At 53.4% G+C, this 13,425-nt stretch carries 14 protein-coding genes; 11 read left to right on the top strand and 3 right to left on the bottom strand.

From position 1 onward, the window contains the following. Window positions 1-127: 127 nt before the first annotated feature. From HVE01_RS14815 to HVE01_RS14800, 4 genes are all read left to right on the top strand, one after another. Complete coding sequence (locus HVE01_RS14815; RefSeq protein WP_125749995.1) at window positions 128-829, top strand: response regulator; 702 nt, start codon at window positions 128-130, stop codon at window positions 827-829. Next, window positions 826-2,169 carry an ATP-binding protein gene (locus HVE01_RS14810; RefSeq protein ID WP_146944912.1) on the top strand — a complete coding sequence of 448 codons (1,344 nt, stop codon included), beginning with the start codon at window positions 826-828 and terminating at the stop codon, window positions 2,167-2,169. The genes HVE01_RS14815 and HVE01_RS14810 overlap by 4 nt, the downstream gene beginning before the upstream one ends. Before the next feature lie 88 nt (window positions 2,170-2,257). Beyond that, window positions 2,258-2,953, top strand: coding sequence for a c-type cytochrome (locus HVE01_RS14805; RefSeq protein WP_146944911.1), 696 nt, complete (start codon window positions 2,258-2,260; stop codon window positions 2,951-2,953). Beyond that, window positions 2,950-4,008 carry a c-type cytochrome gene (locus HVE01_RS14800; protein WP_171880183.1) on the top strand — a complete coding sequence of 353 codons (1,059 nt, stop codon included), beginning with the start codon at window positions 2,950-2,952 and terminating at the stop codon, window positions 4,006-4,008. Before HVE01_RS14805 ends, HVE01_RS14800 begins: the two co-directional genes overlap by 4 nt. Before the next feature lie 140 nt (window positions 4,009-4,148). Here HVE01_RS14800 and dsbG read toward each other — a convergent pair whose 3' ends face one another. From dsbG to HVE01_RS14785, 3 genes are all read right to left on the bottom strand, one after another. Continuing rightward, the gene (dsbG, locus tag HVE01_RS14795) at window positions 4,149-4,928 is read right to left on the bottom strand and encodes a thiol:disulfide interchange protein DsbG (protein WP_146944910.1); all 780 of its coding nucleotides are present in this window, start codon (window positions 4,926-4,928) and stop codon (window positions 4,149-4,151) included. Window positions 4,929-4,998: 70 nt separating this feature from the next. Further along, complete coding sequence (locus HVE01_RS14790; RefSeq protein WP_307725262.1) at window positions 4,999-5,751, bottom strand: TlpA family protein disulfide reductase; 753 nt, start codon at window positions 5,749-5,751, stop codon at window positions 4,999-5,001. Window positions 5,752-5,920: 169 nt separating this feature from the next. Continuing rightward, entirely contained in the window at window positions 5,921-7,690 is a 1,770-nt protein-coding gene (locus HVE01_RS14785) for a sugar phosphorylase (RefSeq protein ID WP_146944908.1), read from the bottom strand. Window positions 7,691-7,928: 238 nt separating this feature from the next. Here HVE01_RS14785 and nrdR point away from each other — a divergent pair, with 238 nt between their 5' ends. The 7 genes from nrdR (at window position 7,929) to HVE01_RS14750 (ending at window position 13,313) form a co-directional block, all read left to right on the top strand. Continuing rightward, a complete protein-coding gene (nrdR, locus tag HVE01_RS14780; protein WP_146944907.1) occupies window positions 7,929-8,432 on the top strand; it encodes a transcriptional regulator NrdR in 504 nt (167 codons plus the stop codon). Beyond that, window positions 8,432-9,598 (top strand): bifunctional diaminohydroxyphosphoribosylaminopyrimidine deaminase/5-amino-6-(5-phosphoribosylamino)uracil reductase RibD, encoded by a 1,167-nt coding sequence (gene ribD / locus HVE01_RS14775; RefSeq protein ID WP_146944906.1) that lies wholly within the window; start codon window positions 8,432-8,434, stop codon window positions 9,596-9,598. Before nrdR ends, ribD begins: the two co-directional genes overlap by 1 nt. Window positions 9,599-9,670: 72 nt before the next feature. Then, window positions 9,671-10,837 carry a bifunctional 3,4-dihydroxy-2-butanone-4-phosphate synthase/GTP cyclohydrolase II gene (gene ribBA / locus HVE01_RS14770; protein ID WP_125749972.1) on the top strand — a complete coding sequence of 389 codons (1,167 nt, stop codon included), beginning with the start codon at window positions 9,671-9,673 and terminating at the stop codon, window positions 10,835-10,837. Between the two features lie 4 nt (window positions 10,838-10,841). Continuing rightward, a complete protein-coding gene (ribH, locus tag HVE01_RS14765) occupies window positions 10,842-11,330 on the top strand; it encodes a 6,7-dimethyl-8-ribityllumazine synthase (protein WP_009721753.1) in 489 nt (162 codons plus the stop codon). Continuing rightward, the gene (nusB, locus tag HVE01_RS14760; protein WP_009721754.1) at window positions 11,327-11,830 is read left to right on the top strand and encodes a transcription antitermination factor NusB; all 504 of its coding nucleotides are present in this window, start codon (window positions 11,327-11,329) and stop codon (window positions 11,828-11,830) included. The genes ribH and nusB overlap by 4 nt, the downstream gene beginning before the upstream one ends. 35 nt (window positions 11,831-11,865) lie before the next feature. After that, complete coding sequence (gene thiL / locus HVE01_RS14755) at window positions 11,866-12,843, top strand: thiamine-phosphate kinase (RefSeq protein ID WP_146944905.1); 978 nt, start codon at window positions 11,866-11,868, stop codon at window positions 12,841-12,843. Continuing rightward, on the top strand, window positions 12,840-13,313 hold the full coding sequence (locus tag HVE01_RS14750; RefSeq protein ID WP_038486072.1) for a phosphatidylglycerophosphatase A family protein: 474 nt from the start codon (window positions 12,840-12,842) through the stop codon (window positions 13,311-13,313). The genes thiL and HVE01_RS14750 overlap by 4 nt, the downstream gene beginning before the upstream one ends. The last annotated feature ends 112 nt before the right edge of the window (window positions 13,314-13,425 follow it).

The following is a 13,425-nucleotide window of genomic DNA, read 5'->3' as shown; positions in this document are numbered from 1 at the left end:
GTGAATGAGTTTTTGTGAATGAGCTTTGAAAAATCAGCTTTTGTAATCAGTTTATGGCACCGCTCGTTAGCTTAATGCTGGGTTAATGTGCGTTTGCCATGCTAGCAGTAATAAAAGGAAAACCGTCATGCACGTCTTGCTTATCGAAGATGATCCGCTTGTCGCATCAGGAATACGTTCCGGCTTAATGATGTATGACTTTGTTGTCGATCATGTGTCCACGATTCAAGCCGCGGAACAAATCATGCAGTCAGTGGCAAGCGACGTTGTGATACTTGATCGCGGTCTTCCCGATGGCGACGGCTTGCAACTGCTGCAGTCGTGGCGTGACCAGGGCAACGCTACGCCGGTATTAATGCTAACGGCGCGGGATGCGGTACGAGACCGTGTCGACGGCCTGCAGTGCGGAGCAGACGACTATCTGGTAAAGCCTTTCGACCTTGATGAGTTAGTGGCTCGCCTTCATGCGCTGTTGCGGCGAGTATCGGGCCGCAGCCAGGGTATGACGGTGCATGGGGCTCTGACGCTAGATCCTCATGCGCGTGAAGTGAAAGTCTCCGGTCAGTTGGTAACGCTATCACGCCGAGAGCTGGTGCTTTTAGAGACCTTTTTGCATTCGCCACGCAGCGTGCTTTCTGCCGACCAGCTAAAAGATAGCCTCTACGGGTTAAGTGACGATGTAGAGAGCAATGCACTGAACGTGCATATCCACCACCTACGCCGGAAATTAGGCAGTGGCATCATTGAGACGGTTCGTGGATTGGGCTATCGGTTAGGCAAGCCTGAGGCTGTCCACATTCCCGGCATGCCTTATAAGGGGCAACAATGAGTTTACGAGCCCGCCTATTGCTCACCCTAGGGGTGACGCTGGGACTGCTATGGGGTGTTGCTGCGGCTTGGTTGCTCAATGATCTAGAAAACAAATTCGTCGAAACACTGGATCAGCGCCTAGCTCAGTCGGCACGCATGGTCGCGGGACTCGTGCTTCAACTGCCTGAAGATGTCTGGGAGCAGAGTCAATCTCACGCTTTGTCTATCCCGCCCATCGAGGGGTTGGCCTGTCAGGTGCACTCTCCCCGTGGCGATATCATTGCCCGCACTCATGCCAATATGGAAACCATACTGACACCGGGTGAGCGTGGTCATGCTTACCGGCAGGAGGGCGATACTACCTGGCGTGTCTTTACCTATGAACGTGGCGATCTGGTCATTACTACCGCCGACCGGATGGATGAGCGGGACATGTTGCTTAGCGATGTATTTCGCGTTGCTGTGGTGCCGTTTGTAGTGGCACTAACGGGGAGTTTAATTGCGCTCTGGGTAGTTGTTTGGCGTGGTTTGGCGCCGCTAACAAGGCTGCGTGCTTCGCTTGCCAGTCGTCATCCGGAAGCATTGGCACCTGTGTCTACCTATGGTGTGCCGAAAGAGATTAAACCGTTGATCGATACGCTCAATGGGTTGCTCGTAAGAATTCAACAAACCATTGTTCGTGAGCAGCGTTTTACCAACGACGCCGCTCATGAGTTACGTACGCCCTTAACGGCGATTAAAACCCATCTACAAGTGGCACAGCGAGCCGACGGCGAAACGGCGAAAGAAGCGCTCAGATGCGCAGAGGCGGGGGTGGTTCGACTGGCACATACGCTAGATCAGTTACTGACGTTAGCAAGAGTCGAAGGGCGCATGCGCTTTGACGATGGCGAGCCAAGTCAGGTAAGTGAGATTGTTGATGTGGCGATCGCCGACAGCATGGCAACCGCAGGGCAGTGCCAGGTTCTCTCCCAATTACCCCAAGTATGCGTTGCCATGCCTAGAGAGCTGGCAATAACCGCACTACGTAATTTACTGGATAACGCACTGCATCATGGGGCAAGTGAGCAGCCTGTAGCGTTAAACGTACAGTATACCGCTGATCAGCATCACGTAACGTTCACAGTGCATGACCAGGGTAGCGGCGTCGATGACGCTACACTAAAACAGTTAACGCAGCGTTTTTGGCGCGTGAGCAAGCAGCAAGGTAGCGGTTTGGGCTTAGCAATTGTGGCGGCAATTGTTGAGCGTTTTGGGGGCTGGGTAAGCTTTGAAAATGTCCAGACCGGCGGATTTAGCGCCCATTTAACCATTCCTACGGCGTTGGATGACCAACGAGCACGAACTGAGGTTATTTGATAGTGCTCGCTGCATCATCTTTGTCAATGGGCAATGGCTAGTACTAGCAGGCAGGTAAGTAAATAACGAATAGCAGTCAGGGGGATATATGAATAAAAAACCGTGGGGCAAGTTTAGTTTGTTGATGGGCGCCAGCCTTATAGGCGGTAGCACTCTCGCAGGTGTGGCCTTTGCCGAAGCCGGCGATGCCGAGCGTGGCCAGGCCGCCGCGGCAACCTGTACAGCGTGTCATCAAGCTAACGGTAGCGGGATGAACATACCTGGAGGTGAGTCGTGGCCGCGTTTGGCTGGGCTTAATGCTGATTATATCGTTAAGCAGCTACACGATTTTAAAGAGGGACGTCGCCAAAACGCCACCATGATGCCCTTTGCTAACATGCTTAATGACCAGCAAATAGCAGATGTTGCCGCCTACTATAGCGCAATGCCTATCACCCCTGGCCAGGGTGGCGATGATGTGGACGACGCGTTATTGGCCCGTGGCGAACAGTTAGCTGAGCGTGGAGATTGGGATGCCTACATTGTCTCATGCAAGAGCTGTCATGGCCCGAATGGCACTGGCGTTGGGGAGGTGTTCCCCGGTATTGCAGGTCAGCACGCTGGTTACATAAGCAACCAGCTGCATGCTTGGCAAAATGATCAGCGCCATAATGATCCCCAAAACTTGATGGGAGCCATTGCCAAGCGCATGAGCGATGAGGATATCCAGGCGGTGTCAGCGTGGTATGCCACCCAGGACGTTAGTGCCCAAGTCGGTAGTGAAGAAGGGGAGGTAGCGCAATGATTTTGCATAAAAAACGTCTCGTGCTAGCGCTAACAGGCTGTTCATTAGCTACCGGACTAGCCGTCAGCGCTTTCGCTGATAATGCTGGCGACTCATCATCGAGCGAAGCGCCCTATCAGCAGTTAGTAGAACTTGGCTTTCCTGCACCGCAAGAGGGCGAACTCGTTCATGTTCCACCGACGATGGCAGACCTGGAAGACGCCGATATCCATCCAGAGCTGAAAAAGGTCATTCGGTATGGCTATGACCTATTTACCAACACCCAGCAGTTGCGCGGTGAAAACGTTTTTAATGACATGAACTGCTCAAGCTGCCACTTAGGCGAAGGGCGTCAGCCGTTTAGTGCCCCTGTCTGGGCCGCAGCAGTCACACTGCCTGACTTCAGGGGTAAAAATCAGCACGTTAACAATCTTGAAGAGCGCATTGCAGGTTGCTTTGCTTACTCGATGAATGGTACGCCACCTGCCTATGGTAGTGATGAGATGCTCGCACTCAGCGCTTATCACCAATGGCTGGCTACCGGTGCGCCAATGTACCCCAGTCAGCCTATCTATGGGCGTGGTTTTCCTGCGCCAGGCGAGCCAGATGAATCCCCCGATTACGCTCGTGGTGAAGCGGCGTACCAAGAAAATTGCGCCATTTGTCATCAAAACGACGGCGCTGGGCACTATGAGAACGGCGAGTATGTGTTCCCTGCCCCCTGGGGCGATGGCTCTAATAACTGGGGCGCAGGCATAGTCAGAGTAGATACCGCTGCAGGGTTTATTTACAACAACATGCCGCTCGGACAGCCACGCTCGTTAAGTGACCAGGATGCCTGGGACATTGCCTATTACATGACTAGCCAAGAGCGACCGCAAGACCCCCGTTACACGGGTGACGTTGCTGAGACACTAGAGCGCTTCGGTCCCACATTCCATAAGCGTTCGCTTTATGGGCAAGTACGTGAGCATGATGGCCATGTCCTTGGCGACCATGCGAACTTTGGCGAAAAAGGCGATATCCAGCCATGGAACGTCGGTATGCCGCGTTTTGAAAACCTCTCAGACGAGTAACTAGCTGAGCAGCAGCGATACAAGCATCGCAATCAACGCGTCAGGAAAAAATCACTAGCCCGTGGTGGTATAACCCACGGGCTAGTGATTAGTTTGAGGATAGTGGATGGAAGCTTTAAAACTTGCTTATATAGTTTGCTTTAAGGCGCTTCACCGCCCATCATTTCAATTAAGCGCTCCTCGCTGGGTAAGCCTTGAATTCGGTCGATACGTAAACTGCCACTGTCTGTCTCGCGCTGAAAGGCACTGGTGGGCGTAGCGTACAGGCCTAGCTCTTCAAAAAGCTGATTGTTGGCATAGACCTGTTCTTCAATATCTCTAGGCTGGGCGCGGGCTGAAAGTGAATCGCCGCTGCTGTGGTCATGTAGCGCGGCAGAAGGGTCGTCTGCACCAAGTATCGTGGCCGCCAGAGCGGGACTGTTCGGGGCTAAGATGCCCACCATAATATGGCGCAGCTGCACTTCACCAGCCTCTACCCAGGGGCGGCTTTGTTGCCACAGCTGGCGACAGTAGGGGCAGTTAGCATCGGTAAAGGTATAGATAACCCGCGGCGCGTTTTCATCGCCATCTTGAATCCAGTGGCTCTCTTCCAGTAACGCCCAAGTTTGCGCTTCAAGCGGAACTCGAACATGCTCCTCTATCTGTGCTTCGGAGAGGTCGTTGCCTTGATCATCCATTAGTGTGCCGATAATGGTGTGTTGGCCATCAGGTGTTAAATAAATCGCCAGCTCTTGGCCCTGCACGCTAGCACCGAAACCGCGCATGCCCCCTGGTGCCTCAAACTGGCCGTGAATCGTTATCCCCTGGTTGGTGAGCGCTTGAACCGGTGCAGGCAGTTCTTCGGCATAGCCTGTCGAGAGGTTGCCAATGCCCGTTAATAGTAACAAGGTGCTTAAGCGAGACAGGGAAAAGTATTTCATAAGTAAGTCCTTATGTTTGAAAGATACGCAGTGTAAGCCAGTAATGTTATGAGCAAGGTAGGAGGTTATCTCAACGTAATCGTTTCAAGCCTTGTTGAAGCGTTGCCCGGGAAAGTTCGCCAAAGTGCGTGTTCACGAGTTTTCCTTGCGCATTATAAAAAAGGGTAGTGGGCATGGCGTGAGCCCCCGTTGCTCTCCCTAATGCATTGCTTTGGTCAAGCCACACATTCTCAAGTGAAAGGTCATGCTGATTCATAAATATCTCAATGTGCTGGGCGCTTTCCCCCTGATTAACAAACACAAATGTGATGTCCTGCTGGGTATTTTGAGCTTCCTCAAAAACAGGCATTTCTCGAATACAGGGAGGGCACCAGCTTGCCCAAAGGTTAACAACCAGGGGCTGCTGCGTTTGCTTGGCAAGCTGGGGTAGGCTGGTAGGGTGGCCGTTTCGGTCTAATAAAGCGGTGGGAGGGAGTGGGCGCGATTGCTGTTCGATGAACAGCGTGCTACCAACCAGCATCCCCCATGTAAGCAATCCCGCAAACAAGGCGCCGCTTAAAGGCCTGCGTTGGCCAGCAGAGCGCCAGAGAGCCCAGCTCGCGTAACTCAGTCCAGCAATAAAACCGGCTGCTAAATCAAAGCCACCGTCACGGATATCTAAGCGGGAAATAATACCGTCATACGCTTCCCAATAACGCACGACAAACGCGACTCGAGCAGCCAGGAGGCCAATAAAAAATATCGTTATAAGCGTATCGCCGACCGCTACACGGTGTCGCCGCCCTAGTAACGCTCCTACCAGAAGCGCTATCAAAAAAGCCACTATTAAAACCAGCTGATGAAGGCTGAAACCCAAAGGGCCAATGACAATGCTTTGTTGCAGCATAATTAACGATTAACTCAGTCAATGTTGAATGCTGCAGTATCTCAGTCGTCGATTATTTGACGATTATATTGCCTCATTGCTGAGACATTATGCCGCAATGCATTTTTCACGTATCTGCCACCATCCATCTTATTGCATAAGGGGGAAGCGCGCGCTCCTCCTGGGCATTTTGCAGATCTAAAGCACGCCAAGCATGTTGGCTAAGTGCCTGCTCCAGTGCTTCTCCTACATTATCTAATGGCAGTAGCGTATCAGTGACATTAAACAGGGCAAGCAAGCGGCGGCCGTCGCTGAGTGGGCCTCGCTCAATGGCTAACACTTCAGGCGGCGTAGTCAGTACGCGTTGTGTGGCGTTGGGGTGGAAGCAGGGCTCTGTGCGCCGAAGTTCCAGCAGGCGGCTAAGCGCATGAAACACATCGTGGGTCGGCGTTGAGGGGCTTTCGAGTAACAGTGCTAGCTCATCACGCTGCCAGCGACGTCGATTAATTGAGCGCAATCGGCCGCTGCGCTCCACTCCTTCGACATCGTTAAGCGTGCCGGTCAAAGTATGAATATACAGAGCGGGAATGCCCTGTAGAGTGAGCATAATCGCTTGGCTGCACAGAAAGCGGGCAATTTGCCAAGGGTCTGGTCCTCTGCGCGTGCCGAGCATGGCCTCAAACCAAGTAATATTGATTTCATAGGGCGAGTCACTGCCGTCGGGATTGCTCCGCATGCTGACAAATCCACCAAAGCGATGCATCAGTTCGAGCAGCGCATCTCGCTCATGGTCGGGTAGCAGCCCTTCTAAAGGGCGCACGCCAATACCATCATGGCTGGCGGTGAAGTTTAAATAAGTGCAGTGTCTGGGCAGTATCGGCAGGCTGGCAAGCCATGTTTGAAGGGTAGTGGCTTCACCGCGGGTGAGGGTGTGCAATAACAAAGGGGGCAGGGCGAACTGATAGACCATGTGGGCTTCGTCTGGCGACCCGTTGGCTAACCGCTCTAGGCCAAAGTAGCTGATGTTTTCTGCGTGAGGGACGTTCGTTTCGGTAATTATCAGCGTGCCCGGCGCTATTTCATCGACAATGGCGCGCAGTAAGCGGACAACCGTATGGGTTTCGGGAAGGTGGATGCATGGCGTGCCCAGACGCTTCCATAAAAATGCCACTGCATCCAGGCGAATTATGCGCACGCCTTGTTGGAGGTAAAACAGCAAGATGCCAACAAACTCGAGCAATACGTCAGGATTTTCAAAGTTTAAATCGATCTGATCTTCTGAGAAGGTTGCCCATACATGGCGCGTGCCCCGACGCGTGGAAATGGACACCAGCAGCGGGCTACTACGTGGACGAACCACGTCAGAAACATCGGTTTCCGGGTCTACCTCTATAAAGTAATCACGACCTGGCAAGCTTCCGGTTAAGTAATCCACAAACCACAGCGACTCGCGAGATACATGGTTGAGCACTAAGTCGCCCATTACGTCATAGTGGTTTGCCAGCTCACGGATATGCTGCCAATCGCCTAGCTCTGGATTAACCTCGCGGTAATGAATGACTGAAAAGCCATCATCGCTACTCCAAGGAAAAAAAGGCAGCACATGCACGCCGCTGATACGCTCCCCCAAATAGCGCTGAAGGAACTCATTAAGCACAGCAAGCGGCGGTGTTTCCTCTGCCACAATGGAGTCACCGTAGCTAATGACCCACTGGTCTTTCTCGCTCCATGTTGGTGCATTATCGCCTTCAGGCGCGGTATTTTCGGTTATGGCTGGCGTCTGTGATGTATTGCGAAAGTGCTCAATGTGTTGTCCAAGACGGCGTTGTACCTCGCTGGCGCGGGGGCCGTAGAGGTGCGAAAGGAGCGGGTGGACTGTCTGCTCAAATGGGGTCATAGGGGTGTCCTCTTAAACAACCTACGACAAACGCTGCAGCTTGTGTGCCAAATCGTTACAATGCTAGGTTAATGCCGCGTTTAAAGAAGCGACTATTTCTGCTTGCAAGCGCCCTTAAACTGCATGCCGTTGTAGCGCGTGGCTACTCCGCTGCTAATAATAGTTTGCAATATTGCTTATATGTGCCGTTATCCGCACAAGCTGACACGCTGCACGTACTGACAACAGGTTGACTGCCATGCATTGCCCTTTTTGTGGTGCTAATGATACTCGAGTGACCGACTCGCGGCTGGTAGCCGACGGTGACCAAGTGCGCCGTCGTCGCCAGTGCGCTAGTTGCCAAGAACGCTTCACCACATATGAAACCGCAGAGTTGATTATGCCGAGGGTCGTAAAATCCGACGGCTCACGCGAAACCTTTAACGAGAGCAAGCTGCGTGCAGGCATGTTGCGAGCGCTGGAGAAGCGTCCGGTCAGTGCGGAGGAAATAGAAGCTGCTGTGGAGCGTATTCGCCAATCGCTTCGTGCCCGCGGGGACCGCGAAGTTAATGCGCGGGATATCGGTGAAGCCGTCATGAAGGCATTAAGTAACCTGGATCAGGTAGCGTATATCCGCTTTGCATCGGTATATCGTAAGTTTCAGGATTTAGACGAGTTTCGTGCTGAAATAGACCGTCTTTCTCAAGATCCTGGCGAACACCCTGCATCAGCCCGTAGCGTCCCGCAGCGCGGAGAGGATTGATGAAAGAGTTAACGGAGCAGAGCTACACCCGTGCTGACCATCAATTCATGGCGCGTGCGTTGCAATTAGCGGCGAAAGGGCTATATACAACTGACCCCAACCCCCGAGTAGGCTGTGTTATTGTCCGCTACGATCAGCACGCTGAAGGGCAGGTGGTTGGCGAGGGCTTTCACCTGCGTGCTGGTGAGCCTCACGCAGAAATTCACGCGCTTAACGCCGCTGGTGCAAAGGCAGAAGGCGCAACGGCTTATGTCACGCTGGAACCTTGTTCCCATACAGGACGCACTGGTCCTTGTGCCGTTGCGTTAGCGGAAGCCAACGTTGCTCGCGTGGTAGTCGCAATGGTTGATCCTAACCCTTGCGTTAGTGGACGCGGTATCAAGCGACTTCGAGAATCAGGAATTCAGGTCGATGTTGGGCTGCTGGAGCAGGATGCCCGTGTGCTGAATCCTGGCTTTATTTCCCGTATGCAGCACAAACGTCCTTTTGTACGTTTAAAAATGGCCATGAGCCTGGATGGCCGCACTGCTATGGGCTCTGGAGAGTCGCAGTGGATTACTGGCCCAGAAGCTCGTAGCCAAGTGCAGCGTCTGCGAGCGCGTTCAAGCGCTATTCTGAGCGGCGTTGAATCCGTCATTATGGATGATTCACGGCTGACAGTGCGCGCAGACCAGTTGGGGCTAGATAACGCAGATACAGTAAGTCAGCGGCAGCCACTACGCGTTATTTTGGATTCGCGTCTACGGTTACCGTTAGCGGCAGCTTGTCTTCGTGAACCCGGCCGCACATTAATTATTACTACTGAACACCACAGTGAAGAGAAACGCCAAAAGCTGAAAGCTGCAGGTGCAGACATTAAGGTGCTGCCCGCGGCTCAAGAAGGCCGAATCGACCTCACGGATATGCTGAACTGGTTAGCTGAGCATGAGCTGGTAAACGAGCTGCTCGTAGAAACCGGTGCTACCCTGGCAGGCGCGCTGTTAGATGCAAATGTGGTGGATGAACTACAGTTATTTGTTGCTCCCACGCTTTTGGGAGGCGAGGCTCGACCACTTTTTGCGTTGCCCGGCATGACCCGCATGGCCGACCAGAAGCGCTTAACTATTAAAGAAATTCGAGCCGTTGGCAATGACTGGCGCATCATCGCTAAACCGTGCACTGACTAGCGCGCTGGGCCAGAGCAAGGTACCCTGACGCGCGAAATCGCATGTGCGGCGACCACTTATTTGGGAGATTCCATGGCGCATTCCTCTTCAGAGGGTTTGTCCCCTATCGCTGAGCTGGTGGAAGATATTCGCCAGGGCAAAATGGTGATTCTCATGGATGATGAGGATCGCGAAAACGAAGGTGATATCATCATGGCGGCTGAAAAAGTTCAGGCCGAGCATATCAACTTCATGGCACGTTATGCCTGTGGGCTTATCTGCATGCCCATGACTCGCGAGCGTTGCGAGCAGCTAAATCTACCGCTGATGGTGCGTGACAATGGCTCTGGGTTTGGCACTAAGTTTACGCTCTCCATTGAAGCGACCGAGGGTGTAACCACCGGTATCTCAGCAGCTGATCGTGCGCGTACCGTTCAAGCGGCAGTGGCGGCGAATGCCAAGCCGACGGATATCGTACAGCCAGGGCACATATTTCCGCTGATGGCTGAGCCAGGTGGCGTACTACGTCGAGCTGGGCATACTGAAGCAGCCTGTGATTTAGCTTCTTTAGCAGGCTGTGATCCCAGCGGCGTCATCTGTGAAATCATGAATGACGATGGCAGCATGGCGCGTCGGCCTGAGCTTGAAGTGTTTGCTAAAAAGCATGGCATTAAAATTGGCACGATTGCTGATTTGATCCACTACCGTATCGTCAATGAACAAACGGTGGATGCGGTTGAAACAACCAGTGTGATGACGGCTCACGGGGAACTGGCGCTGCATGTGTTCCGCGACCGTATACAAGGTGCCCATCATTTGGCGTTAGTTAAGGGACAGCCGACGCCAGAGCAGGCGACGACAGTGCGTGTTCACTTAGCGGATACGCTGCGTGATATCGTAGGGTTAATGAAAGATGAGCAGTGCCGTTGGGATGCCCATCGTGCACTGGAAGAGATCGCTAATGCGTCTGCGGGGGTCTTTGTGTTGATTGACGATGGTCGTCCTCACCAAGACTTGAAAGATCAACTGGATATTTTTCTGGATCGCGTGCGTCAACCGCGCACCAGCGATTCGGACGGTTCAGGTAACTACTTAACGATTGGTACTGGCTCGCAAATCCTACGCCATTTAGGGGTAGGCAAAATGCGGCTACTCAGTTCACCGTGGAAATTCTCGGCGCTCTCCGGTTTTGATCTCGAAGTTGTCGAGCGTCTAGGACCCAATGACACGGCGTATGAGCCAACTTCTCAGCAGGAATAAATTGATGCAATCCCTTTCGCAAGTTGAAGGCACTTTTGTGGATGTCGATGGCCGTTATGTCATCGTTGTAGGTCGCTTTAACCACCATGTGGTGGATAGCCTGGTGGAAGGCGCTATTGACAGCCTGACACGCCACGGCGTTGATGCGGACAATATTCATCTTGTTCACGTACCTGGTGCTTGGGAGCTGCCGCTGGCAGTAAAGCGTGTCCTTAACGTTATGAAGCCCGACGCTGTTATCGCGCTGGGCGCGGTTATTCGTGGTGGTACACCGCATTTTGAATATGTAGCAGGTGGCTGTAATACCGCCATTAACCACCTCCAGCTTGAGTTCGATACGCCGGTAGCAAATGGCGTGTTGACCGTTGAATCTATCGAACAGGCGATTGAGCGGGCGGGCACCAAAGCGGGTAATAAGGGTACGGAAGCCGCAATGGCAGCGATGGAGATGGTGTCGTTACTGCGTGCATTGCCGCTAGGAGACAACCAATGAGCGAACGTCGTGAGCGTAAGCCCTCTGCCGCGCAGCTAGGGCGCCACGCCGCGCGTGAGTTAGCGGTTCAGGGGATTTACCAGTGGCAAATGACAGGGAAATCGATCACCACTATCGAAGCTGAGTTTCGTAGCCAGGTAGCAGATGATGACCTGGAAGATTACGAAAACTGGGTGAAAGTAATGGAAATTGCTGATAAGGCGCTTTTCCATGAACTGCTGCATAATACGGTCCGCTTTAAAGCGGAGTTAGACCGTGAAATTGCGCCGCTACTCGACCGCCGCCTAGAAGACCTCGATGCTGTTGAGCTAGCTATCCTTCGCTTGGGTGCCTACGAGCTTTCCCGGCGGATGGAAGTACCCTATCGAGTAGTGATTAACGAAGGCGTTGAGCTGGCCAAATCATTTGGTGCCACCGACGGCCATAAATACGTGAACGGCATTCTCGATAAGCTAGCAAATCGCTTACGAAGTGCTGAGGTCAGCGCTCGCCGTCTGTAAGGCGAGCCTCCTGATGATGCGTTTAAGGGGCCTTTGTGCTTGGCGAATTTGAACTGATTCAGCGCTACTTCATGTCGCCGCAGGAGGCGCACGCGACAGCTGGCATAGCGCTTGAAAATGGCGACGATGCAGCGCTCTTGATACCCCAAGCAGGTCAACAGCTTGTGGTCAGCGTTGATACGTCGGTGAGTAACGTGCATTTCCCTCACGATGCCCCAGCTCACGCGGTAGGACATCGCGCGCTGGCGGTGGCGCTCAGCGACTTAGCAGCCATGGGGGCGACGCCTCGTTGGTGCCTGATGGCATTGACGCTGGACAAGAGCATCTTTAATGACCGCAAAGCTGCTGAGCAATGGTTGGCAGGGTACGCTGAAGGATTTCACGCACTTTGTCAGCAACACGCCACCGCGTTGGTGGGGGGCGATGTCACCTCTGGGGCACTAACAATTGGGGTGACGGTGATGGGCGAAGTGCCAACTGGTCAAGCGCTAACTCGCTCAGGCGCAAAGGTCGGTGATGTTATTGCCGTGACGGGTGCATTGGGCGGTGGTGCCGGAGGCTTATCGCTCTGGCGCCGAGGGGAGCGTGAGTTGTCGCACCCGCTGCTCGCCCGCTATTTGTTACCGCAACCCCGCTTAGCCGCTGGTGTTGCACTGCGCGGTATTGCAACGGCGGCATTAGACATTTCGGATGGCTTGCTGGCAGATTTATCGCACTTGCGTAAGGCCTCTGGTGTAGGCTGTGCACTAGAAGTCGGCGCGCTACCGTTGGCCGCAGGATTGCAAGAGACATTAGGCCGCGATGAGGCAATTAAAGCCGCACTATCGGGTGGCGATGACTATGAGCTGCTGGTGACACTGTCACCCAACAATCTCGCTATTGCCCAACAGCGACTCGCCGATCTCGGCCTCTCGCTGACGGTTATAGGCCACTGTACGGAAACGCTAGGTGTCACTGGCGTTGCCGCCAGTGACTACGAAGGATGGCAGCACTTTAGCGGGGAAACGCCATGAACCGAGCACCAGCGAGCGTGTGGCGTCGGCCAACCCATTTTTTTGCCTTTGGCCTAGGCAGTGGTGCGGTGCCCTGGGCTCCAGGCACTTTCGGAACGCTAGCAGCAATCCCTTTTTACTGGATGATGGCCGACCTCCCTTTGGTCTGGTATCTCAGCATTGTGTTTGTAGCGTTTGTGGTGGGAGTGTGGCTGTGTGATAAAACCTCCCATGACTTAGGCGTGCATGATCACTCTGGTATTGTTTGGGATGAGTTTGTTGGTTACTGGATAACCATGGCGGCAGTGCCCTTCTCGTGGGAGGCCGCTCTCTGGGGATTTATTGTTTTTCGTATTTTCGATGTCTTCAAACCGTGGCCTATCCGGTGGGCAGACCGGCGTGTTGCCGGTGGATTTGGCATTATGATCGATGACGTCATGGCGGGCATCTACGCGTGGAGTACGATGCATTTATGGTTTTGGCTACACTAATAACCTACCTGCCCAAACTGGCAGGTGAGCCACTTATTATAATAAATGGACTTATCTGATTACCTTAAACTGATTACACAACGTCGGTGGTGAATGGCTCCAATCGTGGGGG

The sequence above is a fragment of the Vreelandella venusta genome (genome assembly GCF_007989605.1).
Classification (GTDB): Bacteria; Pseudomonadota; Gammaproteobacteria; order Pseudomonadales; family Halomonadaceae; genus Vreelandella; species Vreelandella venusta.
The sequence above is the reverse complement of the archived record's forward strand: the minus strand, read 5'-3'. Positions and strand labels throughout refer to the sequence as shown.